The organism is Pontixanthobacter gangjinensis (assembly GCF_009827545.1).
Lineage (GTDB): Bacteria > Pseudomonadota > Alphaproteobacteria > Sphingomonadales > Sphingomonadaceae > Pontixanthobacter > Pontixanthobacter gangjinensis.
This window is the reverse complement of record NZ_WTYS01000001.1, coordinates 2,321,347-2,347,573: the sequence shown is the minus strand read 5'-3', so window position 1 is coordinate 2,347,573 and position 26,227 is coordinate 2,321,347. Positions and strand designations below refer to the sequence as shown.

At 54.2% G+C, this 26,227-nt stretch carries 31 protein-coding genes; 24 read left to right on the top strand and 7 right to left on the bottom strand.

Annotated features, from left to right (window positions below):
• The first annotated feature begins 17 nt into the window (after positions 1-17).
• The 16 genes from ctaD (at position 18) to GRI36_RS11110 (ending at position 11,067) form a co-directional block, all read left to right on the top strand.
• Positions 18-1,721 (top strand): cytochrome c oxidase subunit I, encoded by a 1,704-nt coding sequence (gene ctaD / locus GRI36_RS11180; protein WP_160598529.1) that lies wholly within the window; start codon positions 18-20, stop codon positions 1,719-1,721.
• Between the two features lie 120 nt (positions 1,722-1,841).
• Positions 1,842-2,783 carry a heme o synthase gene (locus tag GRI36_RS11175; RefSeq protein WP_160598528.1) on the top strand — a complete coding sequence of 314 codons (942 nt, stop codon included), beginning with the start codon at positions 1,842-1,844 and terminating at the stop codon, positions 2,781-2,783.
• On the top strand, positions 2,780-2,905 hold the full coding sequence (locus tag GRI36_RS13960) for a hypothetical protein (RefSeq protein ID WP_268893854.1): 126 nt from the start codon (positions 2,780-2,782) through the stop codon (positions 2,903-2,905). The genes GRI36_RS11175 and GRI36_RS13960 overlap by 4 nt, the downstream gene beginning before the upstream one ends.
• 2 nt (positions 2,906-2,907) lie before the next feature.
• Positions 2,908-3,492, top strand: a complete 585-nt coding sequence (locus GRI36_RS11170; RefSeq protein WP_160598527.1) for a cytochrome c oxidase assembly protein — start codon at positions 2,908-2,910, stop codon at positions 3,490-3,492.
• Between the two features lie 80 nt (positions 3,493-3,572).
• Positions 3,573-4,439 (top strand): cytochrome c oxidase subunit 3, encoded by an 867-nt coding sequence (locus tag GRI36_RS11165; protein WP_160598526.1) that lies wholly within the window; start codon positions 3,573-3,575, stop codon positions 4,437-4,439.
• A gap of 13 nt (positions 4,440-4,452) precedes the next feature.
• Positions 4,453-4,839: a DUF983 domain-containing protein gene (locus GRI36_RS11160; protein ID WP_160599202.1), complete on the top strand. Its 387-nt coding sequence runs from the start codon at positions 4,453-4,455 to the stop codon at positions 4,837-4,839.
• Positions 4,836-5,423, top strand: coding sequence for an SURF1 family cytochrome oxidase biogenesis protein (locus GRI36_RS11155; RefSeq protein WP_160598525.1), 588 nt, complete (start codon positions 4,836-4,838; stop codon positions 5,421-5,423). The genes GRI36_RS11160 and GRI36_RS11155 overlap by 4 nt, the downstream gene beginning before the upstream one ends.
• 49 nt (positions 5,424-5,472) lie before the next feature.
• Positions 5,473-6,873, top strand: coding sequence for a threonine synthase (gene thrC, locus GRI36_RS11150; protein ID WP_160598524.1), 1,401 nt, complete (start codon positions 5,473-5,475; stop codon positions 6,871-6,873).
• Positions 6,873-7,763, top strand: a complete 891-nt coding sequence (locus tag GRI36_RS11145; RefSeq protein ID WP_160598523.1) for a class I SAM-dependent methyltransferase — start codon at positions 6,873-6,875, stop codon at positions 7,761-7,763. Before thrC ends, GRI36_RS11145 begins: the two co-directional genes overlap by 1 nt.
• Positions 7,760-8,131 carry a SecDF P1 head subdomain-containing protein gene (locus tag GRI36_RS14105; protein WP_407985670.1) on the top strand — a complete coding sequence of 124 codons (372 nt, stop codon included), beginning with the start codon at positions 7,760-7,762 and terminating at the stop codon, positions 8,129-8,131. Before GRI36_RS11145 ends, GRI36_RS14105 begins: the two co-directional genes overlap by 4 nt.
• Positions 8,132-8,168: 37 nt before the next feature.
• Complete coding sequence (locus GRI36_RS11135) at positions 8,169-8,540, top strand: dihydroneopterin aldolase (RefSeq protein ID WP_160598521.1); 372 nt, start codon at positions 8,169-8,171, stop codon at positions 8,538-8,540.
• Between the two features lie 5 nt (positions 8,541-8,545).
• A complete protein-coding gene (locus GRI36_RS11130; protein WP_160598520.1) occupies positions 8,546-8,863 on the top strand; it encodes a Rossmann fold domain-containing protein in 318 nt (105 codons plus the stop codon).
• Positions 8,853-9,860: a GTP 3',8-cyclase MoaA gene (gene moaA / locus GRI36_RS11125; protein WP_160598519.1), complete on the top strand. Its 1,008-nt coding sequence runs from the start codon at positions 8,853-8,855 to the stop codon at positions 9,858-9,860. The genes GRI36_RS11130 and moaA overlap by 11 nt, the downstream gene beginning before the upstream one ends.
• Positions 9,860-10,105 carry a MoaD/ThiS family protein gene (locus tag GRI36_RS11120; RefSeq protein WP_328598384.1) on the top strand — a complete coding sequence of 82 codons (246 nt, stop codon included), beginning with the start codon at positions 9,860-9,862 and terminating at the stop codon, positions 10,103-10,105. Before moaA ends, GRI36_RS11120 begins: the two co-directional genes overlap by 1 nt.
• A 3-nt stretch (positions 10,106-10,108) precedes the next feature.
• Positions 10,109-10,558, top strand: coding sequence for a molybdenum cofactor biosynthesis protein MoaE (locus GRI36_RS11115; protein ID WP_328598383.1), 450 nt, complete (start codon positions 10,109-10,111; stop codon positions 10,556-10,558).
• A gap of 86 nt (positions 10,559-10,644) precedes the next feature.
• Positions 10,645-11,067 (top strand): hypothetical protein, encoded by a 423-nt coding sequence (locus GRI36_RS11110; RefSeq protein ID WP_160598518.1) that lies wholly within the window; start codon positions 10,645-10,647, stop codon positions 11,065-11,067.
• Positions 11,068-11,182: 115 nt separating this feature from the next.
• Here the strand turns inward: GRI36_RS11110 and GRI36_RS11105 are convergent, their stop codons facing one another.
• Entirely contained in the window at positions 11,183-11,686 is a 504-nt protein-coding gene (locus GRI36_RS11105) for a hypothetical protein (RefSeq protein ID WP_160598517.1), read from the bottom strand.
• A gap of 204 nt (positions 11,687-11,890) precedes the next feature.
• Here GRI36_RS11105 and rplU point away from each other — a divergent pair, with 204 nt between their 5' ends.
• The 3 genes from rplU (at position 11,891) to GRI36_RS11090 (ending at position 13,452) form a co-directional block, all read left to right on the top strand.
• The gene (gene rplU / locus GRI36_RS11100; protein ID WP_160599199.1) at positions 11,891-12,388 is read left to right on the top strand and encodes a 50S ribosomal protein L21; all 498 of its coding nucleotides are present in this window, start codon (positions 11,891-11,893) and stop codon (positions 12,386-12,388) included.
• A gap of 25 nt (positions 12,389-12,413) precedes the next feature.
• The gene (gene rpmA, locus GRI36_RS11095; RefSeq protein WP_160598516.1) at positions 12,414-12,683 is read left to right on the top strand and encodes a 50S ribosomal protein L27; all 270 of its coding nucleotides are present in this window, start codon (positions 12,414-12,416) and stop codon (positions 12,681-12,683) included.
• Between the two features lie 208 nt (positions 12,684-12,891).
• The gene (locus GRI36_RS11090; protein WP_160598515.1) at positions 12,892-13,452 is read left to right on the top strand and encodes a GNAT family N-acetyltransferase; all 561 of its coding nucleotides are present in this window, start codon (positions 12,892-12,894) and stop codon (positions 13,450-13,452) included.
• 58 nt (positions 13,453-13,510) lie between these two features.
• Here the strand turns inward: GRI36_RS11090 and GRI36_RS11085 are convergent, their stop codons facing one another.
• On the bottom strand, positions 13,511-14,389 hold the full coding sequence (locus GRI36_RS11085) for a metal-dependent hydrolase (RefSeq protein ID WP_328598382.1): 879 nt from the start codon (positions 14,387-14,389) through the stop codon (positions 13,511-13,513).
• Between the two features lie 86 nt (positions 14,390-14,475).
• Complete coding sequence (locus tag GRI36_RS11080; RefSeq protein WP_160598513.1) at positions 14,476-15,396, bottom strand: metal-dependent hydrolase; 921 nt, start codon at positions 15,394-15,396, stop codon at positions 14,476-14,478.
• A gap of 28 nt (positions 15,397-15,424) precedes the next feature.
• Between GRI36_RS11080 and GRI36_RS11075 the strand changes: the two genes are divergently transcribed.
• A complete protein-coding gene (locus tag GRI36_RS11075; protein ID WP_160598512.1) occupies positions 15,425-16,045 on the top strand; it encodes a TetR/AcrR family transcriptional regulator in 621 nt (206 codons plus the stop codon).
• A gap of 11 nt (positions 16,046-16,056) precedes the next feature.
• Here GRI36_RS11075 and ygfZ read toward each other — a convergent pair whose 3' ends face one another.
• On the bottom strand, positions 16,057-16,788 hold the full coding sequence (ygfZ, locus tag GRI36_RS11070) for a CAF17-like 4Fe-4S cluster assembly/insertion protein YgfZ (RefSeq protein ID WP_160598511.1): 732 nt from the start codon (positions 16,786-16,788) through the stop codon (positions 16,057-16,059).
• A 38-nt stretch (positions 16,789-16,826) separates the two neighbouring features.
• On the opposite strand from ygfZ, the gene pyrC reads away from it, so the two are divergent.
• Positions 16,827-17,876, top strand: coding sequence for a dihydroorotase (gene pyrC, locus GRI36_RS11065; protein WP_160598510.1), 1,050 nt, complete (start codon positions 16,827-16,829; stop codon positions 17,874-17,876).
• On the opposite strand, the gene rarD is transcribed toward pyrC, so the two are convergent.
• Positions 17,873-18,808 (bottom strand): EamA family transporter RarD, encoded by a 936-nt coding sequence (gene rarD / locus GRI36_RS11060; protein ID WP_160598509.1) that lies wholly within the window; start codon positions 18,806-18,808, stop codon positions 17,873-17,875. The genes pyrC and rarD overlap by 4 nt on opposite strands.
• A gap of 361 nt (positions 18,809-19,169) precedes the next feature.
• On the opposite strand from rarD, the gene GRI36_RS11055 reads away from it, so the two are divergent.
• The gene (locus tag GRI36_RS11055; protein WP_160598508.1) at positions 19,170-19,889 is read left to right on the top strand and encodes a hypothetical protein; all 720 of its coding nucleotides are present in this window, start codon (positions 19,170-19,172) and stop codon (positions 19,887-19,889) included.
• 28 nt (positions 19,890-19,917) lie between these two features.
• On the opposite strand, the gene astD is transcribed toward GRI36_RS11055, so the two are convergent.
• Positions 19,918-21,333: a succinylglutamate-semialdehyde dehydrogenase gene (gene astD, locus GRI36_RS11050; protein WP_160598507.1), complete on the bottom strand. Its 1,416-nt coding sequence runs from the start codon at positions 21,331-21,333 to the stop codon at positions 19,918-19,920.
• A 418-nt stretch (positions 21,334-21,751) separates the two neighbouring features.
• Here astD and GRI36_RS11045 point away from each other — a divergent pair, with 418 nt between their 5' ends.
• Together GRI36_RS11045 and GRI36_RS11040 are read left to right on the top strand one after the other, a co-directional pair.
• Positions 21,752-24,202 (top strand): YadA family autotransporter adhesin, encoded by a 2,451-nt coding sequence (locus GRI36_RS11045; RefSeq protein ID WP_160598506.1) that lies wholly within the window; start codon positions 21,752-21,754, stop codon positions 24,200-24,202.
• A gap of 18 nt (positions 24,203-24,220) precedes the next feature.
• Complete coding sequence (locus tag GRI36_RS11040; protein WP_235902232.1) at positions 24,221-24,784, top strand: hypothetical protein; 564 nt, start codon at positions 24,221-24,223, stop codon at positions 24,782-24,784.
• 13 nt (positions 24,785-24,797) lie between these two features.
• Here the strand turns inward: GRI36_RS11040 and GRI36_RS11035 are convergent, their stop codons facing one another.
• Complete coding sequence (locus GRI36_RS11035; protein ID WP_160598505.1) at positions 24,798-26,198, bottom strand: protein adenylyltransferase SelO family protein; 1,401 nt, start codon at positions 26,196-26,198, stop codon at positions 24,798-24,800.
• Between the last annotated feature and the right edge of the window lie 29 nt (positions 26,199-26,227).

Below are 26,227 nucleotides of genomic sequence, written 5' to 3'. Positions count from 1 at the left end.
GGTTCAGAGAAAAAACCATGGCCACAACCGCCGAAACCCTACCGATCCATGATGATCACGGACATGATGCAGATCATAAGCCGGGATTTTTCGCACGCTGGTTTATGTCAACTAACCACAAGGATATCGGCACACTATATCTGATCTTCGCGATTTTCGCGGGTATCATCGGCGGCGCCATCTCGGGCCTGATGCGTGCTGAGCTTGCTGAGCCGGGCATTCAAATTCTAGGCGGCGTTGTAACCATGATGGGCGGCGAGGCGGCGATGGACGCTAACCTCCATATGTGGAACGTGCTGATAACGGCGCATGGTTTGATCATGGTCTTCTTTATGGTCATGCCTGCGATGATTGGTGGTTTCGGTAACTGGTTCGTACCGCTCATGATCGGAGCGCCCGACATGGCGTTCCCGCGGATGAACAATATTTCGTTCTGGCTCACTGTTGCCGGTTTCTGTTCGCTAATGTTCTCGATGTTTGTTCCTGGTAGTGCGCAGGGCATGGGCGCTGGTACCGGCTGGACGGTTTATGCGCCGCTATCGACATATGGCTCGACAGGGCCAGCGGTCGATTTCGCGATCTTCTCCCTCCACCTTGCGGGCGCGGGCTCGATCCTTGGCGCTACCAACTTCATCACCACCATTTTCAACATGCGCGCGCCGGGTATGACCTTGCACAAAATGCCGCTGTTCGTGTGGTCGGTGCTAGTCACAGCGTTCCTGTTGTTGCTTGCGCTTCCAGTGCTGGCCGCTGCGATTACCATGTTGCTGACCGACCGTAACTTCGACACGACGTTCTTTAACCCTGCTGGTGGCGGTGATCCCGTTCTCTACCAGCACTTGTTCTGGTTCTTTGGTCATCCTGAAGTGTACATTATGATCTTGCCCGGGTTCGGCATGATCAGCCAAATCGTCGCTACCTTCAGCCGCAAACCAGTGTTTGGCTATCTCGGCATGGCATACGCGATGGTCGCAATTGGCGTTGTCGGCTTCATCGTTTGGGCGCACCACATGTATACTGTGGGTCTCGACGTAAACACCAAGATGTATTTCACCGCAGCGACAATGGTGATTGCCGTTCCAACAGGAGTGAAAATCTTCAGCTGGATCGCCACTATGTGGGGCGGTTCTGTTGAATTTAAATCTCCGATGGTTTGGTCAATGGGCTTCATCTTCTTGTTCACTGTTGGCGGTGTTACTGGTGTTGTCCTCGCCAATGGCGGGGTCGACGATAATCTTCATGACACATACTATGTTGTCGCCCACTTCCACTACGTCCTCTCGATGGGTGCAGTGTTCTCACTGTTTGCTGGGTTCTATTACTGGTTCCCGAAGATGAGCGGCAAGATGCACAGCGAGTTCCTGTCGCATTTGCATTTCTGGGTGTTCTTCATCGGGGTGAACGTAATTTTCTTCCCGCAACACTTCTTGGGCATTCAGGGCATGGCTCGCCGTATTCCTGACTATCCGGCAGCCTATGAATATTGGAACCAAGTATCTTCAGTTGGCTATGCCATTATGGCTGTGTCGATGGTGATATTCTTCATCAACCTTGCCTACGCCTTCGTCGCTGGCAAGAAAGCCGCAGACAATCCTTGGGGCGAGGGTGCAACGACGTTGGAATGGACATTGTCCTCACCTCCGCCATTCCACCAATTTGAAACACTGCCGGTTATCGAAGATCATCATGATTATCACGATCACCGCCCCGCAAGCGCTTAAGCAAAAAGTTTAGGCGAAACGGGGGCTTCGAAAACGAAGCAGCAATATAGAACATGGGGAGGGGCGCATCGGGAACGGTGCGCCCCCCTTTATAGGAGCAAGCCCGACGGGCTCAATGACATGACAACACCGGCACCAACTTCGGACGCAGCAGCAGCTGTTCAGGCATTGCCTGCAGAATGGCGTGATTTTTTCGCATTGACTAAGCCGCGAGTCATGACGCTGGTTATTTTCACAGGTCTGTGCGGAATGCTTGCGGCCCCCGGCAATATCCATCCGGTGCTCGGATTTACCGCGATATTTTGCATCGCTATCGGTGCTGGCGGTGCAGCAGCATTGAACCAATGGTGGGAAGCTGACATTGATGCTGGAATGAAACGCACCGCCGCACGCCCGCTTCCTGCTGGCCGGATGCAACGCACCGATGCGCGGGACTTCGGACTTCTTTTGTCTGCAACCTCGGTTGGCGTCTTGGGCCTTGCGGCCGGGTGGCTGGCGGCGAGTATTCTTGCGATTTCAATTTTCTACTACGCGGTGATTTACACAATTTGGCTCAAGCCGCGCACGCCGCAGAACATTGTTATCGGGGGCGGGGCTGGCGCATTCCCACCGATGATCGGATGGATTGCGGTTACGGGCGACATCACCCTGATGCCGGTTTTGCTATTCGCGATCATCTTCATGTGGACCCCGCCGCATTTTTGGGCGCTCGCGCTGTTTATGCAGAGCGATTATGCCAAGGTTGGCATTCCGATGATGCCGGTTGTTAAGGGGCAAGCTTCCACTCGGAAGCAGATATTAGTGTACAGCATCTTACTTGTCCCGCTGGCCGCCACACCCTGGTTCATTGGCGGCACGACGGCTCTGTTTGGAATTATTGCGCTGGTTCTTTCTCTGGCGTTTCTGGCTCTCGCGCTGCCCGTGTCTTTCCGGCGTTCGGAAAATGGCGATGCAATGAAGCCTGAGAAGCGATTGTTCGCTTTCAGCATAATCTACCTATTCGCCTTGTTCGCCGCTTTGGTTGCGGACCGGGTAGCGTTTTATCAAGGATGGATATCATGACCCCCGACGAAGAAACCGAATATCGCCGCCGGCAAAAGAGCCGGAACCTAGTGGTCGGGGGAGTGCTGCTGTTCTTTGTCGTACTGTTTTATGCCATCACGATTGTTCGAATGGGAGACTGACAATGTCTGCCCTCACTATAGATCAGAAGAACACCAAAACCGCAGCTCTGGCATTTCTAGGCGCGTTGGCGATGCTTGGTATGGGCTATGCTGCCGTACCGCTATATGATTTGTTTTGCCGGGTCACCGGATTTGGCGGGACGACGCAGCAGGCGACCGAAAGCGATGCAGAGATTGCAGAACGGATTGCCAACAGCAGCGGCGCGAAACAAATCTCGATCCGCTTCGACGCCTCTACGGCACGTGATGTGCCTTGGACCTTCCGACCAGAACAAGTGACTGACACAGTGCGTATCGGCCAGCGTGACATGGCTTTCTATATAGCCCGCAATGACGGCGATGTGCCGATAACCGGCACTGCGACGTTCAATGTGGAGCCTGAGCAAACGGGTATTTATTTCAACAAAATCCAATGCTTCTGCTTCACCGAGCAAACCCTGCAACCGGGCGAAGAAGTGCGCATGCCGGTGCTGTATTATATCGACCCCGCGATTGAGCAGGACGAGAACGCCAAAGGCGTTGAACAGATCACGTTGAGTTATACTTTTCACAAATCAGCCGATGCGGTTGAAAAACCGGCCTCGTAAGGCTGGACCAAAGGGCCGCGTATGATTAAAGGCGGTCCATAGATTTCAGACGAACTAGTTCTGACAGGACGAGAATTTTCATGGCTGGCACTAAAAACCACGATTATCACATTTTGGCACCCGACATTTGGCCGCTTATCGGCTCGATATCGGCGCTGACGTTCACAACCGGCATGGTGTTTTTCATGCACGATATGGCTAGCGCTACGCTGATACTCGGCTTAGGCATCGCTGGTCTGATCGCGACTTTCTTCAGCTGGTTCAGCAACATTGTGCGCGAAGCAGAGGGCGGCGATCATACTCCAGTTGTGCAATTGCACATGCGTTACGGTATGATCCTGTTCATCGCATCTGAAGTGATGTTCTTCGTCGGTTGGTTCTGGGCGTGGTTCGACTTTGCCCTATTCCCTGCGCCGCTTGAGATTGTTGACGGCGTGACCACAAGCCTGTTTGGCGAAGAAGGTGCTGCGACCTTTGCGCAATTCCCGCAAAAAGGTATCGAGGTGCTCGATCCTTTCGCGTTGCCATTGCTTAACACGCTGATATTGCTGTGCTCAGGCACGACAGTAACGTGGGCCCACCACTCTTTGATCCACGGCGATCGTGAGGGTCTTAAGATGGGTCTGTGGGCGACAATCGCGCTTGGCGTCTTGTTCACTGGCATCCAGGCTTACGAATATTCGCACGCGCTAAACGCTTACAGCTTTGGTGGAAACACCTACAGTTCGGGCTTCTACATGGCGACCGGTTTCCACGGTTTCCACGTTTTGATCGGTACGATATTTCTGTCGGTGTGTTTGTTCCGAACTTACAAAGGCCACTTCACCCCGCGCCAGCACTTCGGTTTCGAAGCCGCAGCTTGGTACTGGCACTTTGTCGATGTAGTCTGGCTGTTCCTATTCATCGCCGTCTATGTTTGGGGCGGTTGGGGCGCGCCGATCCATTGATGGATCGCAGTTAATGTCCGGGGATAACCCAGAAACTGAAACGGGGCAGCCTTCCATTGGACAGGCTGCCCTTTTCGGTTTGTGTCCAAATTGCGGGGCCCGCAGCTTATTCGATGGACTCGCAGAATTTGCGTCCAAGTGTTCGAAATGCGGATTGGATTTTAGCAAATTCAATGTGGGCGACGGTCCAGCTGGCTTTCTAACGCTGATTATTGGGGCATTTATAGTTGGCTTAGCATTATGGCTTGAAGTGTCCCTATCTCCACCATTTTGGGTTCATGCGTTAATCTGGATTCCGCTCACGATGATGTGTGTGTTTGGTGGTTTGCGTGCGGCTAAAGCTGCATTGCTGTTTTCCGAATATTCGCAAAATGCAGGCGAAGGCACCATAAAGAAATGACGATTCGTGATATCCCGGTTGTTTCTACAATCGTCGTGCTGGCGGCAATCATAACCATGATCTGGCTCGGATTCTGGCAATTGGGCCGAGCTGACGAGAAGGAGGCGATGCTGGCCAGCTATGCTGCGGTTGAGGTTGGTGCGGAAGCGGTGCCTTATCCATCAGATGGCGATGCTATGGAGGCTTCCCTTTACCGGGTCACAAATGTGAGATGCGCCGAAGTGCTGTCAATGCGCGCAACTGCGGGGACCAATACGGTCGGAGCCAAAGGCTGGGCGCATATTGCCAATTGCCAGCTAGAGCAGGGCGCCGACGCAGACATTGCACTTGGATGGTCGCGTGATCCAGAATCGCCGGAATGGGGTGGCGGAGTGGTAAGCGGAGTGCTTGGGCCAGGGGGCAAGATAGTGGCGGATCCTCCGCTTGCTGATCTTGGGCCTTTAGCAACACCGGACCCCGCAGACCTGCCAAACAACCACTTGGCTTACGCTGTCCAGTGGTTCCTATTCGCGCTGACCGCGTTGGTTATCTATATTATCGCTTTGCGGGTCCGTGCCAAACGCAGCCAAACTTTGCCCGAGTAAAGCGCGGTTCGCTTGCCCGTAAAGCCGTGCATCGCTAACCGCTTGCGCTATGGAATATATATCAACCCGTGGACGCGCTCCGGCGCTTGATTTTGAAGGTGCGACTCTAGCCGGCCTCGCCAGTGATGGCGGTCTGTATCTGCCCCGGGAATGGCCCCGCTTTTCACAGGCTGACATCGCCGCGATGGCAGGCTTGCCCTATGCGGAATTGGCGACCCGGATAATGTTGCCCTTTGTAGGTAACAGCATAAAACCAGACAGGCTGCGCGAGTTATGTTTCGCTGCATATGGCCGTTTCTCTCATGCGGCAGTGACTCCGCTTAAGCAGTTCGACGAACAGCAATGGTTGCTGGAACTATTCCATGGCCCAACCTTGGCGTTCAAAGATGTTGCTTTGCAAATGCTGGGGTTATTGTTTGAAGAATTTTTGTCGCGAAGCGATGCGCACCTGACAATCGTTGGTGCCACAAGCGGTGACACAGGTTCCGCAGCAATCGATGCGGTCGCTGGGCGCGACCAGATCGACATATTCATGCTGCATCCCAAAGGCCGCATCAGTGACGTTCAGCGGCGCCAGATGACAACTGTTCTTGCGCCAAATGTCCATAACATCGCCATTGAGGGCAGCTTTGACGACGCGCAGGCTACGGTAAAGCGGATGTTCAACGATAGCGCCATGAACGGCCGGTACCGGATTGGCGCGGTCAATTCGATCAATTGGGCGAGATTGATGGCGCAGATCGTCTATTATTTCGCAGCATCGCTGCAATTGGGCGGGCCGGCGCGCAAAGTCGCCTTTTCAGTCCCGACTGGCAATTTTGGCGATGTGTTTGCAGGGTATGTTGCGGCACAAATGGGCTTGCCGATCGAGCGCCTGATTGTCGCGACAAATGTGAATGATATCCTCCATCGCGCCCTGTCAGAAGGAGATTATTCGGCAGGAGAAGTCACGCCTACAGCAGCACCATCAATGGATATTCAAGTGAGTTCAAATTTCGAGCGATTGCTGTTTGACTGTGGCGGGCGGGATGGGGCCGCAATGGCAGAACAAATGGCTGTATTCGAACGCGAAAAGGCTATGCGGCTGACCAATGCCCAGCGCGACGGTGCGTCCGGCCTATTTTCTAGCGCGCGGGTGAACCCGGACGATATGAACTCAGCGATGCGGTGGGCCAATGACTCCGCAGGAGAGGTAATCGACCCACACACAGCCATTGGACTGCATGCAGCACGGATTGCAGAGGTTGCCGCTGATATTCCAGTCGTCACTCTCGCCACCGCGCACCCGGCCAAATTTCGTGATGCGGTTGAACGTGCGACCGGCATTCGTCCTGCACTGCCGCAGCGGGTCGGCGATCTGTTCGCCCGCGAGGAGCGATATGACGAACTAACTGGCGATTACGATTCGATCGCGAATTACGTCGCTGGTCGCGCGACCGAGTCTAGCTGATGGCGAAGCTTCGTTACGAACCGCAGCTGCTTACAGGAAATGCTTGGGATGATTACGGTCTCGTAGATAGCGGCGATGGGCGTAAGTTGGAACGCTATGGCAAATACCGCTTTATCCGGCCCGAGCCGCAAGCGATGTGGGCCCCGCGCATGGCCAATTGGGAGGCGCATGGCGAATTCATTCCCGGGTCCGATGAAGATGGCGGAGGACGCTGGCATTATAATAAACCAGTACCAGAAAGCGGTTGGCCACTTAGCTGGCGCGGCGTGGATTTTACCGCGCAATGCACACCATTTCGTCATTTAGGCTTCTTTCCAGACATGGCGCCAGTGTGGGATTGGATGAGGGGCCAGCTTGAAGGCAAGGTCGACGCTCAGACGCTAAATCTTTTTGGCTACACCGGCGTAGGCACTTTGGCACTGTCTGAATGCGGGCCGGTAACGCATGTTGATGCTTCGAAGAAATCGGTCGCTCAAGCGCGCGAAAATGCGCAGCAGTCTGGCATGGGTGATCGCCCGGTGCGTTGGCTGGTTGATGATGCGGCAAAGTTTACCGCTCGCGAAGTGCGGCGGGAACGGCGTTATGACGGGATTATTCTCGACCCTCCAAAATTCGGACGCGGCCCGAAGGCGGAAACATGGCGATTAGAACAAGGTCTACCTGATCTGGTCTCTGATTGCCGCCATTTGCTTGATGCAGACAGCCGTTACTTGTTCCTGACAGTCTATGCCGTGCGCATGTCGAGTCTTGCGTTGGCCGGTCTGCTGGACGAGATGTTCGCCGATTTGCCAGGAACGATCGAGCATGGCGATCTTGCTGTGCGGGAAGAAGGCGAAAGGGGGCGTCTATTGCCAACAGCTATCTTTGCGCGTTGGACTAATAAATCTTGAGGTATCCGCTGTCCATTTTGGCGTGTGCAACGTTGGCTTCTCGTGGCCAATCAACCTCAGATCATTCCTCAGGTGCATGGATTGGCGACATCAAATTATGTGCAGCCTCGGTCAAGCGGGTCTCTAGGGGTTTCGACGAGGCGCAAGCCTTGCCGACTATGTATGTAGAATTCGAGCAGGAGGTGTCGAAGCGATTGAAGCAGATAACTGTACCTCTTGTTGGCCAGCAGCTAGAAATCACAATCAATGGGAGAGTCATAGCATCGCCAACACTGATGGAACCGCTGAGTGAAGGCGCGGTTGAAATGCTGGCTCCGCCAGAAGGTGCATTTGTCGGCATTGCCGCCTATCCGGAAATTCCCTGCTAACTTCGCGCTGCAGCGCAAAACTGTTTAAGGCGTCCCCATGGCCGATTCGCTCATTCTTGAAGTTGCTGACCTTGAACATGATGTCTTGACGGGCATTTATTCGGAGGAAACCGGCAAACCGCAGCCGCTTCGCATCACCATCCAGGCGAAAATGAAGATCGCTGATCGATACGAACCCGATACGCCGCTAGAAGCGAGCAAGAATTATATGGATTTGAAAGCGGCGGCTACTACCGCTCTGCCTGAAGGGGTCCACTTCAAACTGATTGAATCTCTCGCGGACTATATTTGTGAGACACTGTTTGTGCAGGACGCACGAATAGAAGCGATCACAATCAAGATCGTGAAACTTGCAATCGCTGAGGGAAATGAAAAAATCGGTATTACTATGACACGGGAACGGGGCTGAGGCCGATGCAATCGGTGGTTACAGTCACTGCGTTACCCGATAGCGCGCTTGATGCGGCGCAGGATTTTTCCGAGAAATGGACACCGCGGATTCGCGAACAAGTGTCCGTTGGCGATGATGTCACCGTTGTGCTGCCTCAAGCAGCTTATGACCATGCAGATTGGCGACGGGGTCTGGTCCGTGATCTCGCTCGCGCTCACAGTCCGAAACGGGTGAATTTCGTTGCGGGCAGGGCGGGTGACGCATTGGACCAGACAGTAGCGTTTCTAGCGGATTCTCCCGGAATTACTGGACAGTATCTGGTCGTCGGCAATGAAAGCTGAAACCCAGCCTCTGATCGATAATTTTGACAGACAGGTTTCCTATTTACGACTGTCGGTTACTGACCGCTGCGATCTACGTTGTACCTATTGCATGCCAGAGCGGATGCAGTTTCTTCCGAAAGCAGAAGTGCTAAGTCTCGAGGAGCTGGCCCAAGTTTCTTCTGGGTTCATAGACCGCGGTATCCGAAAAATACGGTTGACCGGCGGTGAGCCTTTGGTCCGCCGCGATGTCATGCAACTGGTGAAGGTTCTGGGGCAAAAAATTGGCAATGGGCTAGATGAACTCACGCTCACCACAAATGGCACAAGACTGACCGAGTTTGCGGATCAGATTGCGGGCGCAGGTGTCATGCGCGTCAACATATCGCTGGACACTTTGGATGGCGATATTTTTGCTCGGATGACGCGCCGCGATTGTCTCCCACAGGTGCTTGCCGGGATTGATGCAGCGAGAAAAGCGGGGCTCCGCGTGAAGCTGAACACTGTCGCGCTGAAGGGAGTGAACGAGCACGAGATACCGAAATTGATCGCCTGGGCGCACAGTCAGGATTGCGATATCACCTTGATCGAGACCATGCCGCTGGGCGTTGTCGATGAGGACCGCACGGAGCATTATCTGCCGCTTCCAGTGGTTCAGGATGCGCTTGAGAAGATGTGGACGCTCGCGCCATCATCGCATTCCAGTGGCGGGCCAGCCCGCTATTTTGACATTGCACAAACAGGGGGGCGCTTGGGACTGATTACCCCGCTGACCAACAACTTTTGCGCCAGCTGCAATCGCGTTCGTGTCACTGCGACAGGGCAACTATACCCGTGCCTCGGCGGCGGCGAGCGGGTGGATCTGCGTGCAGCTTTGCGCTCAAATGATCCTCGGGCCAAATTAGACAGCGCACTGGACGAGGCAATGCGGATCAAGCCGGAACGCCATCATTTCGCGATTGCTGCAGCTGGCGCAGAGCCTGCACTTGCTCGGCATATGTCGATGACGGGAGGATAATGATGGCAGTTCGGATCGTTTTCCTTGGACCATTAGCCGATCTCGCGGGCTGTCAGGAAATGAAGGCCAAAGCGCCGCTCGATTGGCAGGGGCTGCTTGAAATGGTCGGTGCAAAAGTGGCGGGCCAACTTCAGGAAGAGCGGGTAAATATCGCATGCGCTGGCAAAGTCTTGGCTGATAAGACCCAATTGCAGGCCGAAGAGGGCGATGAAGTTGCTCTGCTGCCTCCTGTCAGCGGCGGTTGAGGTATGCCCCTGCAAGACGTTCGCCTGCTGACCACGCCATTCGATCCGGGAGCTTTGATTGGCTCGTTTCCGAAGGCCAGTCCAAACTTGGGCGCCATTTGCACCTTTGTTGGAGAAGTGCGTCCAGAGCACGATGTCGAAGCGCTGGAGCTTACCCATTACGAGCCGCTGACGTTACCTGCCATGCGCGAACTTGCCGGCATTGCCTGCGCGCGCTTCGATCTAGTGGGTTTGATTATGGTGCACCGGATCGGAATGCTGCATCCCGGGGAGCCGATAGTGTGCGTTTCAGCGGGCTCGACCCACCGGCGCTCCGCAATTGATGCGGTCGATTTCACAATGGACCATCTCAAAAGCGCAGCGTGGTTTTGGAAACGCGAATTGCGGCCCGATGGTTGGCATTGGATTGAGCCCCGCGAGCAGGATTACTCAGATTTGGCCCGCTGGAAATAATGACATCTATTTTGAGAAATTTGACCTAAGTCAAAGACCGAATCGCCAACCCAGCACAAAAGGTTCCCACCACAAAGGAGCCTATCATGTCACAGCATCTGACACGCCAAATTGTTGCCGACAAAGCGACTATCATCCAGCAATTGCCGGTTGTGCCGGAGGCAGATCGCAGTTTCAATCTGCCATCGGGTCTTTATGTCGCAACTGCCGCGATGTATTTCGGATTTGTCGGTATTATGGCGGCAGGCTTCTCAAGTCCCGGCTTGCTCATTCCGCTGACAATTTGCGGAATATTCTTTACCGCATTTTTCGGAATTGGTGCGCTGTTCGTAAGAACTGATCCCTGTGCCAAGGCAAAGATACTGCGCTGGAGCGAATTGCGAAGCAAAGGCATCCAGACACACACCGGCCGACTTTCCATGAAAGATGCCGTCGTTCAGATGATGATACTGCCAATTCTGATCGTGATATGGGGATTGGTGACCGTAACTATCGCGGCTCTGGTCTGATCTGATCCGATCCGATCCGACCTTTGCCAGAGGAGAGCTGGCAAAGGAAAGCGCGGAGCCAGCAAGTCTGGTTTCGCGCTTTTGTCTGTCTCTTCGCGGTCATTCAGTTTCCTGCTTAATCTCGGAGTTTCGACAGTTCAGCATCTTCCTCGGCGACCAATCCGATCACTATGTTGCGAACTTGTCCGATTGCCTCACGCTGCTCGAATGCCAATGTTGCATCGACATAAAGCAAGTCGAGATCGCCAAGAAACACGGCTGTTTGGCTGCGGAGCGAATCGAGATCGCCGAGCGCCACCTGAGCGCGAGCCCAATTGTCGCTTGCAGTGGCGGCGCCACTGCCTCTTGCAACGGCACTACGGGCAGCGGGGACGGCGTTGGTGAACGCAAGATGCGCCTTGCGCGCGCCGGATTCCAGCTCAGGCAATTGAACGGCGATATTGTCCGAGAGTGGCGCTGGAGCGATATCCTCAGAATCTTCTGCGACCCCCGACAAACTTCCTGATACTTGTTCCGCATCGCGAATCGCCAGTGAAGGGTAAGTCTTGCCAGACGATGCGCAACCGCCAAGAATCGTTGCCGGTAGTATCGCGAGAAGGAAGCTGGTATTGCGTAGCATAGAGTGTCCCTTAGCATGGCCTTCAAGCCAATCCAGCATTCTGCGCTTAATCACGAAAAAAGCAGAGCTGAAAACGTTGACTTGGTCGGGCCTATCCCTTATCGGCACCCTTCTTTCCGGCTGGACCGCCATTTCGGCGGCTTTTCGGGTGCGCCGTTTTCAAAATGGGAATGGCACCGCAATAAAATTGAAAGTGATACAACCATGTTCGCAGTAGTGCGCACTGGCGGCAAGCAATACCGGGTTGCCGCAGGAGATAAAATCGCAGTTGAGAAGCTGGCTGGCGAAGCCGGTGACACTGTAACTTTGGGCGACGTTTTGCTCGCCGGCGAAGGCGACAGCATCGCTGACGCATCCAAGGTTTCGGTTTCTGCAGAAATCATCGCGCAGGCGAAGAGTGAAAAGGTAATCGTTTTCAAAAAGCGTCGCCGTCACAACTACCGACGGAAAGCTGGTCACCGCCAGCAGATGACGCTGTTGCGTATCGTTGGCGTGGGTGACAGCAAGGCTGCACCGAAAAAGGCTGCTGCTCCTAAGAAGGAAGCTGCACCCAAGGCCGCTGAAGAAAAGAAGGCACCAGCCAAGAAGGCCGCTCCCGCGAAGGAAGCCGCACCCAAGGCTGCAGATGCAAAGAAGGCTCCTGCAAAGAAGCCCGCCGCTAAAAAAGCAGCTCCAAAGGCTTCGGCCAAAAAAGCTGACTAAGACAGTTTCGAAAGAGTAAGAGACAATGGCACATAAAAAAGCAGGTGGTTCATCCAACAACGGCCGCGACTCAGCAGGTCGCCGTCTTGGTGTGAAGAAGTTTGGTAGCCAGGAAGTTGTTCCCGGCAACATTATCGTGCGTCAGCGCGGCACGAAGTTCTATCCAGGCACCAATGTCGGGATGGGCAAGGATCACACTCTATTCGCGCTATCAGGCGGGCGCGTGCGATTCCACGGTGGCAAACAAGGCCGCAAATATGTGTCCGTGGACATGATGGCGGAAGCCGCCGAATAATCGGATGATCTGATAACAGGATCATCCATCAGGATGGTCTAGCTGGTTAAGACCGGCACTGAAGAGGGAGATGGACCACCTGTTAATCAGGGGGCCAGTCTTCCTCTTGTCGTTTCTCCCTCTCACGCTGGCGAAAGTTTGGTTCGCTGCAATGGGAATGTCACGCATAGATACTATCGGGGCTGTGCGGGGCTTGAGGAGAATGACAATGTTCTACCGCAGTGAAAGGCTGTTCTTACGGCCAGCTTGGCCTGAAGACTGGGAAGCCATATTCTCAGGTGTTGCCGAGAGAGAAATTGTGCAGAATCTTGCGACGGCTCCTTGGCCGTATACTCCTGAGGATGCGCAGTATTCTGCGGAGGTCAGGCAGGACCGTCATCTGCCCAGTTTCTTGGTAACCGTTCCTGATGCAGGCGTGATCGGTAGTGCTGGTCTGAGCATCGATAAGGAAACCGACGAAGTGCAGCTCGGCTATTGGATTGGCCGCAAGTGGTGGGGAAGCGGCTTTGCCACTGAGGCAGCAAGAGCAGTGCTGAAGGTCGCTCATGCAATCGGGCATAGCCGCATCACTGCATCGCATTTTATCGATAATCCGGCATCTGGCCGTGTTCTGACCAAGGCTGGTTTCCGTTCGACCGGTGAAATTCGCCCCGGCTATAGCCTCGCACGGGGGCGGCACGATCTGGTGGCATGCTTCGTGGCGACACTCGACCCCGACGATGATGACGGGCGAGAAGACGTTAAACCAGCCATGCTAAAAGCTGCCTGAAACAGAAAAGGCCCCGCTAGTATTGCGGGGCCTTTTCTGGTTTTCCTGACGAAGAGATTCACTCAGCTGGCAATAGCGCGTCGGTGAACTCACCTTCATATTTGCCGATCAGATCGCGGTCATCATGATCCCATGGATGGAATCCCGGTTTGAAATAAGCCAGCCATGCAGGGAAAATCCGGCGGACTACGCCAGGCGAAACGGTCAGATATCTGAATAGCCCCCAGCGGGCTTTCCAGCCAGTGATACCATCTTGCGCGAGCAGATTCATCGAATCCTGCCAGCGGTTCTTGAAGAAACGTCCGGTAACGATCAGCATCATGATGCTGCGCAATTTCCACCGACGCCACTTGGTCCAACCCTTCGTGGCGTGATTCCAAGTGTCATAAGCGACGCCTTTATGCTCGATTTCTTCTACCGCATGCCAGCGCCACATATCGCGCACTTCGGTATCGGCACTTTCGAAATGTGCCGGGTTGGCGAGGAATTCATGCGCCATCATGGCGGTGTAGTGTTCAAGCGCCATGGTAACAGCGAGGTTCAGGATTGGCGGACGACCTTTGGTCAATGCCAACATTTCCTCAACCCGTTTGTCGATCGTCTTGATGTCATAACCGGCGTTCTCGGCCAGCTTATTAAACGCGATATGTTCGCGAGTATGGTTGATTTCCTGCTTTACGAAAGCTCGAATTTCTTCAGCCAGCTTGGGATTGGCGCCTTCGCGGTGGGCCTTAACCGCTTCAATGAAAAAGGCTTCACCGCGCGGGAATGTTGCCGACAATGCGTTGTGCCAAGCTGTGCCGAATGCGTCACCGGCCCACCAGCGTGCGATCGTGTTGCCGCGGTTAAACCGTTCATCACGAACAACAATGTCTAGGTCATGCGGTGTAGGAGTGGACGTTTTGGTATCTAGCTTGATCTTGGAAGGGGCGTTCACGGACAACTCCATTGCTTACTAACATTGATGTAAATAAGCCTTACTTACATCAATGTCAATAGTGGCGTCAGCAAGGCGATGCCCACTTACTCGGCAGGCAAAACTGCGTCCGCATAAGGGCTGTCAGCTTTGTTGATCAACTCCCTGTCATCCAAATTCCACGGGTGGTAACCTGGCATTAAAATTTTAGCCCATTCAAAGAACATGCGTCGCATCATACCCGGTTTCCACCATAGGAATGCGTATAATTTCCATTTCGCCTTGCTGCGGCTGAATCCGTCTTGTTCGAGCAAACCGATCGCATCGCGAATGCGGTTGCCAAAATACTTCTTGGTAATCAGCATCGCGATCATCGTTTTTACGCGGTAACGCTTCCACCTGCTCCAGTCCTTTGTCGCATAAAGCCATACGTCATATGTGATGCCCTTATGCTCAATTTCTTCAGTTGCATGCCAGCGCCAGATGTCAGCGGCAATTGGATCGGCGCCTTCAAGATAGCGCGGATCGGCAAGTAAATGATGGCTAATCATCGCAGCAAAATGTTCCAAGGCGATTGTGATTGCTAGATTAAATTCCTTTGGCCGACCTTCCGTCAGCGCCAGCATCGATTGGATGCCCTGATCAATGCTTTCAACATTATATCCGTGATCGGCAACAAGACGGTTAAACGCAACATGTTCGCGCGTGTGGTTAATCTCCTGAGTCGTGAAGGCCTTCATTTCCGCAGCAATTTTCGGCGGAACCTGATCGCGAAACATCCGCATTGTATCGATGAAAAATGCTTCGCCGCGCGGAAGGCTGGCTGAAACCGAATTGTACCAAGCTGTTGCTACTGGATCATTCGAATGCCACCAGCGCGGCGTGCGATGGTTGCGGTCAAACCTTTGATTGCGAACAATCAGTTCGTGCTCGGCTGGCGTCGCGCTCGTAATTGCGGTGACTGAATCAGCGCCTGGCTTGTCGATCGCCTCGGCGCGTTCTAGTTTGATGCTCGTCGGCTTCTTCATATTAAGAATCTACTAGGCATAAGTGTTAATGGCAACTCGCAAAAGATTAACTCCGGAAGAGTCAAGAAGTTCCGCGCTGGAAGCGGCGCGGGCGTTGCTTATCGAAACTGGCCCGCAATCAGTCACATTGAAGGCCGTTTCTGCGCGCGTTGGGCGCACTCATGCGAATTTGCTACACCATTTCGGTTCCGCGTCAGGCTTGCAGAAGGCGCTGGCAGCACATCTGGCGACAACCGTCTGCGAAACAATTAAGGATGCTGTGCGAGCTAGCCGCGCGGGGCTTGGTAGCCCTCGTGAAGTTGTCGATCTGGCTTTCGATGCGTTCGATAAGGAGGGGGCAGGGGGGCTAGCCAGTTGGATGATACTGACTGGCAATGAAGATGCGCTTGACCCGATTATCGAGACTATTCATGAGCTTGTCGATGAACTTGCACCAGAGGAAGCGACCGATCATGCGGGAGTTATGGCCATGCATGAAAATACGTTGACGCTGGTTCTGCTGGCGCTTGGTGATGCGATGATGGGTAAAGCGCTAGCAAGGTCGCTTAACCTTCCCGATAGCGCAGCGCGTGATCGTGCAGAGCGCCTATTGATTGAGTCGCTCGATATGCTTCCCAAGCTGGAAGCTGATTGTTGCGCAGAGGGTTAAGCCCTAGCCCCTTAATCAGCGGTCAGTCGCATCCAATCCGGCGCGATATCTGCGGTTATATCGGCAATTTTCAAATGATCGATTGCTAGGCCAAGGTCAGGATATTCTACCTTGCGACGCTTTTCATCCGATATGGTTAGCGGAACCACGACAAGCCGCCGATTGATTTTTTGCCGCCAATTCATCCGGGCCGTATTTTCCTGCCCTATATAACAACCTTTTTCGAAGCTCACGCCGTTGAGGTCGGCAGCATTGGTTTCAAGCCACAATATGTCGCCGAGTTCGTCGCGGCCTTCTGGCACGCCAAGAGAGAGGCGATGCGCCAGCCAATCTGCGTCGGCAGCTTTATCGCTATCGCTTAGTTCACCAAGCCATCTTTGTCCTAGCTGCGCTAATCTCGGATCCGGCGTCCCGCCAATTCCCAGCTTTGGTTGCCAAAATACCCCAATGGCATCATCGCGTTCAATCGTGATTTTCCGGCGCAACCGGTATAATGAAAGTCTTTTTACCAGATCGTCGGCAGCTTCGGCCTCACAATCCAGCAGCAACTCCCCTTCGCGGCCTTCCCAGACCAGAAAATCGAACATCGCCTTGCCCTGTGCCGAGAGCAAAGCTGCCCAAATAGGTAAGCCACTTTTTACATCATTGGTCACCAATCCCTGAAGGAAGCCGGCAACATCCTCGTCGTGATCGAGTGGGGTGAGGCGAATAATCGCGCGATTGAACAATCGGGGTGATGTCATAGGTGACAGATAGGGGCGCAGGTGATTAAGGGGAAGCTATGTCTGTAATTTCGAGTCTTACGATCCGCCGCCCCGACGATTGGCATGTCCACCTACGCGATGGTGATGTTCTGGCAGGCGTGGCGCATTATACCGCGCGTCAATTCGCCCGCGCCATTGTGATGCCTAATCTGTCGCCGCCAGTTACGGATACGGCCTCGGCTATTGCATATCGTGACCGTATCAAAGCGGCTGTGCCAGCTGAGTTGGATTTCACACCACTGATGACGTGTTACCTAACCGATTCGACTGATCCAGACGAGATCGCTCAAGGGTATGCAAGCGGAGTATTCACCGCAGCTAAATTGTATCCGGCCAATGCGACCACTAACTCGGCGAGCGGTGTTAGCGATATTTACAAGTTATCGGCGGTGCTTGGCCGGATGCAGGAAATCGGCATGCCGCTGCTTATTCATGGTGAAGTGACTGATCATGACGTCGATATTTTCGACCGAGAGAAAGTGTTCATCGAACGAACCTTAAAGCGTGTGGTCGCTGATTTTCCGGATCTCAAAATCGTATTCGAACATATTACCACCGCGGATGCCGTAGAGTTTGTCAATCAATCTGGCCCGAATGTCGCAGCAACAATCACTCCGCAACATTTGCATATCAATCGCAATGCTATGCTTGTCGGCGGCATTCGTCCGCACGCATATTGCCTGCCGGTGGCCAAACGTGAATTGCACCGATTGGCATTGGTAAAGGCTGCCACTTCGGGATCAAAAAAATATTTCCTCGGCACAGACAGCGCGCCACATTCGCAAAGCGCGAAAGAAAATTCATGTGGGTGCGCAGGAATTTTCAACGCCCCTTACGCGCTCGAGAGCTATCTTGCGGTTTTTGACGCGGAAGGCGCGATTGATAAATTTGAGGCATTTGCCTCTGAAAATGGACCAAATTTCTATAGCCTGCCACTGAATAAAGGCACGGTGACGTTGACCAAGAGAGAAGTACAGGTTCCCTCTACAATCGACGCAAATGGTACCACCGTTGTGCCGTTCCATGCTGGCGACAGCTTAGAGTGGGCGGTTGACCGTGTGACCTAAATCCTGGCCACCGACTTTTGCTTTTTCGGGCGTCGCTGCCACAGATCAAGGACGAAAAGTGCCAATGCAATCCAGATCAAAGTGAAGCATGCCAGCTGAGCAGGTTTAAGATCTTCGTTGAACACAAAGATGCCCAGCAAAAAGACGATTGTCGGCGCGAGAAACTGGATAAAGCCAATGGTCGAATACTCCATACGGCGCGCTGCAATTGCAAACAGCAACAGTGGTACTGCCGTCAATACTCCCCCAAGCATGATTGCAACGCTGAGCCACAATTCCGCTCCGAAAGCAGAGCCGCTGGGCAATTGACCATAATATAAAACAATACCGGTCGCAGGGAGCAGCAATATTGCCGACTCGATAGTGAGGCCGGGTAAAGATCCGACTGCGACTCTCTTGCGCAGCAGGCCGTAGGTGCCGAAGCTAAATGCCAAAGTCAGGCTGATCCATAATGTAGTCAAAGCACCCGCCGCCAAAATTGCGACCCCTATCGCGGCAACCGCGACTGCAAGCCATTGAAGTTTGCTGAGCTTCTCGCCCAGCAACAGCGTACCTAGCAACACATTCAGTAAAGGATTGATATAATATCCAAGGCTGGCCGCATACACTTGGTCAGCCTGAATCGCCCAGACGTAAACCAACCAGTTTATTCCGATTAGCAGCGCGCTAGCGGTCAGGATCGCGAGGCTACGCGGGTCTTTCACGGCTACGAGCAGTTCCTTACCCTGTTTCCGCAGCGCGACAATCAGCAGGCAGAAAGGCAAAGTCCAGATTATACGCCAGCCGACGAACTCAAACGCAGGGACCACTTGAACTAGAATCAGGTAAAGTGGCAAAAATCCCCAGATAAGGTAGGCGGCGATTGCTGGCGGCAGGCCTGACGGGCTGGCCGGATTTTTGCCAATTTCACGGCCTGTTGCATCGGTTTTCATTGCGGGCCTTTAAACTCGTGCGATTAGGCGGGCAAGTTACCGTTTCTGACGCGCCTGTTGCAGCTTGTTCAGCTAAGTCGATCTACAGATGAATGAGGTTAATCTCAGCGAACTTCGGTTCGCGATGGGCTACAGCTGCTCCCACCAGTAGCTGCAGCGCGGCATCACCGAGCCGTGTGAGGCGCCCGGTCGCCAACATTGGCGGCCGGGCGTCTTTTTGCGTTGGTAAGGAATTGCCGCAATTAACTCCCTAATAGGGACACTCGTAATTTTAACCTTCTTTGTCAGCATTTCGTTAACCCTGCTGCACGAGGAGAAGGTGAAACCTTACGACTAATCTTTCTTGGCGGAGCGCCCACTGATGAAAAAGCACTTACTTCTAACCGCAGTATTAATCCCTGCCCTCGCTTTGGCCGGTTGCACCGGTGCCAGTGAAGAAGGGCAAGGCAATGAGACCGATCCGGCGACTGATCAGGCTCTAAATGATCAGATTATGGTCAACCCCGATCTGGCCAATCAGAATGAAGGTAATGCTGCGTTGACTGGCGGCACCGACCAATCGCTTCCGCCAGAAAATATGACTCCTGCAGCTATTCAAGATGCTCAGAACAAAGCTTTTGCGTTGCTTGGTGGCACTGAAGGAATGACGAAATTGCCAGCTCCCAAACAATATGGCGATGCAGTCCCCGAGACAGCTGCGCTAACGGCAGCTGCCAAGGCTGCCTTATCCCCGGGAGCCGGAAATTGTGCTGATAAAGTCGAATATTCAGCAGCTTGGGCGGCTAAGTTGCCAAGTATTTTTCCGGTCTATCCGAGGGGTACAGCCAAGGAGGCGGCCGGCACCGACGCGGGGGCGTGCAGCTTGCGTGTCGTTAGCTTCCTCACGCCAGTACCCTTGCAAGACGTTATGTCGTTCTATCACAGCCGTGCCATTACTGGCGGTTACACATCTGAATACGCTCTGAGTGCCGGCGATAATATCGTCAGTGGGACCAAAGGTGAGGCGTCCTACGTCGTGTATGGCCGGAGACTGAAGAATGGTATTACCGAAGTCGAACTGATCACCAGCGGCAACAAGTAATCACGGATAAAGCCGAGGCGGAGTCGGGCTATGTTGTACTCAGGCCGACTCCGATTGTCGCACGTGGCTGGTCCATCTCGGTGCTTGCAACAGGGTAGGCGCAGTAGTCAGCGGCGTAAAATGCCGCAGGGCGGTGGTTGCCCGACAAACCAAGCCCCCCAAAAGGAGCGTTAGAAGACGCGCCGTTTGTGGGCCGGTTCCAATTAACTATACCAGCGCGAATATTGGCCCAGAACCTGTTGTAATCCTGAGGCGATCCGCCAATCAGCGAGGCAGCAAGACCAAACCTTGTGCGGTTCGCTTCAATGATCGCTTGATCAAAATCTTTGACCTTAATCACTTGTAGCAGAGGGCCAAACAATTCTACGTCAGGCCGGTCGGGCATATCGGTCGTGTCGATGATCGACGGAGATAGAAATGGCAATGAATCGTCAGGCCGCGTCATATGCCTGATCGCCTTACCGCCATTCGAAAGAAAATAGAGAAAGCTTTCAACCAATTGATCTGCAGCATTATTATCGATAACTGGGCCCATGAACGGGGCGGGGTCCGCGAAGGGCTCACCAACAATAATGCGGCTGACGAGTGATTTCACTTCGTCAATAATCGGCCCGTACATACTTTCTTTGATGATGAGCCGCCTGGCCGCGGTACATCGCTGGCCAGCGCTGGTGAAGGCGGATTGCACAATCAACGTTGCCGCGTCAGTGATTTTGGGTGTGTCGATCACAACAATTGGATTGTTTCCGCCCATTTCTAGCGCGACGATCTTGCCCGGATTGCTCGCCAAACGTTTATTGATTGCGATGCCAGCCTGAGCGGATCCGGTAAATAACACGCCATCGATGCCGCGGTGAGCAACGAGCGCCTTGCCTTCTTCAGGGCCACCGACAAAGAATTGCGCAACTGCGGCAGATATCCCCGCCTTATTGAAGCACTCCATCAGCAATTCGCCGACTGCGGGCGTTTTTTCGCTCGGTTTGAAAATCACAACATTGCCTGCGATCAATGCGGGCACAATATGGCCGTTGGGCAAATGTGCGGGGAAATTATAAGGCCCAAGCACAACCATGACACCGTGCGGTTTATGCCGGACGGCGGCTGTGCCTTGAAGCGCACTATCCAGCTTTTTCTGACCGGTTCTTTCAGCATAGGCTGTGACGGAAATGTCAACTTTGTTGATGACCGCCTCAACTTCGGTGCGTGATTCCCACAGTGGCTTCCCCGTTTCTTTGGAAATTAATTCTGCCAATTTATCAGACGCCTTGCGGACTTCGTTCGCGAAACGCCGAACCAATTCGATCCGTGTGGCTAGGGGCTGTGCGGCCCAGGCTGGCCACGCACGGCGGGCACGATCTACGGCTGCATCGACGTCACCCGTTTTACCTCTCCACAATTCATTGCCGGTTGCCGGTTCTATTGAAATGATCTCGGTCTGGGACACGCGTTGAAAACTTTCTATCTTTTGATTTGAGTCTTTGACACAAATGCATATACTTATTTTACGTTAAGGATGAGGAAAAGATTCGAGTCGTTGAGGTTTCGTCATATTTGAACGGGTGATTAGCGCTACAATCGAAAATTTCCAAATCTGAATACGCGCAGTGACTAGCTGCACTTGGGGGCAGAAACAAACTGTCTGGCTTTTGGCATCGTGCCGGAGGATCAGGCTCCCCCCTCATTTTCGGGTCGCAAACCAAGCAGCCGCAAGGCTGCGAAGAGGTATAAGACGACTGGCTGACTTATGGCATGGCCATTTGATCAGAAACCTCTTTTCTGGGTCGCAAGATATTCCACGTCGGGGATAACCCTGATGCGATTTAGCGGACGTGTGTCCGCGACCACAGAAGAGGCGAATAAACATGCGTTATAATATTAGAAACTTGGCTGGGCTTACGGTCTCTGTGTCAGCGACAGCACTTGCAATCGGTTCTGTTATGGCTCTGACTGCCACTCCTGTCGCAGCTGAAGAGTGCTTTCTCGACAATGGCACGGGCGACATTTTTACCGGATTTGGCTCGGGGGTATTGGTCGGCAATGAGGGAAATATTGTCAGCGCAGCTGATGCCGATGAGAGCAATTCCAATTTCGGCACGACTGCGACGGCTGATACTACCGGCGGCGCGGATGGATCTGGGGTAAACTCTCTGGCTTGCGGGACTGACTCATCGGCTAGCGGGGATAGAGCGACTGCGATCGGAACCCAAGCCGATGCCTCAGGTGCTGAAGCAACTGCTGTAGGGATCAACGCGAATGCCAGCGGGGTCTCTAGCGTTGCGATAGGCACTACTGCAGATGCAAGCGCAGCTCGCGCAATAGCAATCGGCGAAGATTCAACGGCTTCGGGAGTATCCAGTATTGCAGTGGGCGAAGCTGCGACGGCGTCTGGTGCACAAAGCACGGTAACGGGTGCTGATGCGCAAGCGACTGCTGATAGAGCCACGGCAAACGGCGCTAACTCGACCGCGAGCGGCGTTGAATCAACTGCGACTGGTTTCGGTGCGTTGGCTGCTGGTGCGGCAAGTACGGCGAACGGTTTTAATTCCACTGCCGGGGGCGATAATGGAACCGCCACTGGTTCGTTCTCTCAAGCTGGCGAGAGCAGCGCTGCGTACGGTACAAATGCTAATGCAAGCGCACAAAATTCAACAGCGTTAGGCGGCTTCACCTCCGCAGGTATCGCCGGCACAGCTGTCGGGTTCAATGCCGGGGCAATTGGTACCGACAGCACAGCAGTTGGTACATTTTCTAGCGCGACATCAACCGATGCGACTGCAGTGGGCGCTCGATCAAATGCTGATGGCGAAGATAGTACTGCGGTTGGCTCGGAAGCATCTTCTGGCGGCGCGCGGTCAACAGCTATTGGTACAGAGTCAAGTGCTGCAGGCTTGAGCGCCGCCGCACTCGGCGATAGCGCCAACGCCTCAGGCTTTGGTTCGACGGCGCTTGGGGTGGGTTCGACCGCATCAGATGGTTCAGCCGTTGCGCTTGGCCGCCTAGCTAATGCGTCTAACTTAGGCGCCCTAGCAATTGGTCCGATTTCCAATGCGACGGGCTTCAATTCGATTGCATTGGGCGGATTGGCTCAGGCCACCGCCGATGGAGCAATTTCTATCGGTGGTAGTAATGCTGGCCCACTTACAAACGCAAGCGGCGTTGACGCGGTGGCAATTGGCTCCGGCGCAGTGGCAAGCGGGGTGAACTCGATTGCAAATGGCCGCACGTCAAATGCATCGGGTGATACATCAACTGCAATCGGTAACGCAGCACAAGCAACCAACACGGATGCTGTGGCAATTGGTGATCAAGCGGCGGCGTCTGGTTTGAATTCGACTGCGGTTGGTTCGGAATCGCAGGCGACTCAGGCTGGTACGTCAGCTTACGGTTGGCAGGCAGCTGCAACCGGAGTTCGGGCAACGGCTCTGGGTCACCTGACTGTGGCCTCTGGCGAACGTTCGACCGCAGTTGGTGAAGGGGCTTCGGCTTCGGCGCTAACCTCAACCGCTATCGGTAATCTGGCGGTGGCTTCTGATGAAGATGCGGTCGCTGTCGGTGATGCGGCGCAGGCTACAGGCTTCCACTCCACTGCCATCGGCGGCGAAGCGGTTGCAAGTGGTGTTGGCGCACAGGCATTCGGTTGGCAGGCTTCGGCGACTGGGGGGCAAGCAACTGCTCTTGGCCGTCAGGCGTCTGCAGCTGGTTTTCAATCAACCGCACTGGGGCAAAGCGCATCCGCCGGATTTGATGGTTCGACCGCTGTTGGCTTCGGGGCAACTGCCTCAGCAGCGAACGAAGTCGCACTTGGCGGGGCCGGAACATCTGTTCGCATTGGTGACATTGCGGCCAGCACTGCGGCTCAGGTGGGTGCAACCGATGTGATGACCGTCGATGCAAACGGTGTCGTAGGACGTGACCCAACGGTCCGGACTGCGATCGCTACCAACGCGACTAATATCGGAGTGAATGCGGCTAATATTTCGACCAACATGACCAACATCGCTTCGCTACAATCACTTACAGCAAACCACACGGCGCAGATTAACACTCTGTTTGGCCAGACTGCGGCCAACAGTGCGGCGATTGACCGGACCAACGAAGGTGTAGCCATGGCGCTGGCGATGGAATCGCCAATGCTTCCAGGTGATACTAACTTCGCTATGTCAGGCGGCGTGGGTTACTTCGAGAACCAGGGTGCAGGCACCATCGCCTTCACTGCACGTGTCGGTGAAAATGCTGCATTCTCGGCCGGCGTCGGTGTCGGTTTCGATAGTGGCGAAGTCGGTGCACGCGGTGGCTTCCAGATTGCCTGGTAAGTCGCTAAACAATTGATCATGATGATCATCGAAAAGACCAAAAAGATGCCGGGGCCAAGCGCTCCGGCATTTTTTCGTAGCCCGAGCTTGATAACAGCAGCGGCGTTTGCAGCACTATTGGCTCCGGTGCAGGCGTCAGCCCAAGTCGCTGTCCCGCAAGGCGTGCCGACAGTCCAGCCGCCGCCCTCTATCAGGCCAACGCCGAGCCAAATTGAATTATCGAAATTGATCTGGTCCACAATCGCTGCTGTGGATCATGCGAACCGGTCGGGCAATTACTCGGTCTTGCGTGACATTTCAGCGCAGGGCTTTCAGATTCAAAATAACGCAGCCCGATTGGGAGAGATTTTCTCCGGTTTGCGCAAATCCCAAATTGATCTGTCTAACGCCTTCTTGGTGCCGCCAACCTATTACGAAGCTCCTCGCATGCTGAGTGAGAACGTCTTTCAGGTGAAGGGCATATTCCAGCTGCGTCCGGTTTCCGTCGGCTTTGAAATGTATTTTCAATGGGAGCAGGGAATGTGGAAGCTTTACGGCATTGATATCCAGCCGGTGGAAATGAGATCGGCCCCCGTTGATTAGGCTCACCCGGAACTTAACCTGAATGTCCCGCTGCAACAGGCGGCGTTCCATGGGCGTCGCCGGCTTCGCGTATTGCTCTGATCTTGTCCTCCAAAGGCCGCCAATCATCGCGTTCGTCGATTGCTGACCATAGCGTTTCGACTTCGTCTATCAGCATCGATTGTGGGGTACCGCCGCTCCAATAGGGGTGATCGGAGACAGTGGCATCATAACTTTCTAACGCCTCTGCCATCTTTCCCGCTGCATTCGCTCCGCCGCGATTTCGATAGAAGAATGCATCGGGCTGCTCGCCGCTCTCGCGCATATCTTTTTCCGACACCGCAACAAGTGCTGCATCGCTTTCAGGATTGAGCGGTTCGACGCCCAGTCGCCAGCACCAGCGTCGGGCGACCGCCTCCATATAGAGAGGTCCAAACCGCTCCATCGCGGCGATTAGAGGGGGTGCATCGACCAACAGCCTCAATGCCGCCGCCAATTGCCCGCAATTCCAATGGAGCGCTTCCGGTTGCCGCCCGAAAGCGTAAAGGCCGGTTTGATCGAAATAGGCGGCTGTGAACTGCGGGTCCCATTTGGGCAGCCAGCGCCAGGGACCGTAATCAAAGCTCTCACCCGACACATTCATATTGTCGGTGTTAAGCACACCGTGGACGAAGCCCGCGACCATATAACTCGCGGCGAGATCTGCCATGCGCTCCACCACTTGGTGCAAGAATTGCACGGCGGGCTCATCACGGCCGGGTGCGCCCTGCGGTGCAGACGGGCCCGGGAATTTGGCAAGGCAATAGCTGACAAGCTGCGCCATGTGGTCCGGCTCTTCCAAGGCTAGCAGCCGTTGAAACGTTCCGATCCGGATATGGCCATGGCTCTGGCGCACCATAACTGCGGATCGTGTCGGCGATGGCTCATCGTTGCGCATCAATTCTTCGCCTGTTTCGATCACGGAGAGGGTTCGTGAGGTGTTCACGCCAAGCGCCTCAAGAAGTTCCGTTGCTAATATCTCTCGGACTGCGCCTTTTAATGTCAACCGTCCGTCGCCTGTTCGGCTGAAGGGCGTCTGGCCCGATCCTTTGGTCCCAAAATCGATCAACCGGTTTTGCCGGTCCCGCAATTGCGCAAATAAAAAGCCGCGACCGTCACCAATGTCCGGATTGTAGCTGCGAAATTGGTGACCGTGATATTTGAGAGCCAGGGGCTGATCCATATTGGCCGAAAGTGGCTCGAACCGTCCGAAATGCGAAGCCCACTTGATATCGGATAGACCATTCAAGCCAATCTGTTCTGCTGCCCGATCATTGCGGAAACGGATTCTTGTTTCTGGGAAGTCAGCAGGTTTGACGGGTTCAGCCAGCCATTCCGCCAATTCGAGAATGGCCGGGTCGGGGGTATAGGCGACATCTTGCGGTTCTGGCTGCATCAGGCGATAGTGAAGGCCTAAGGGGTGAT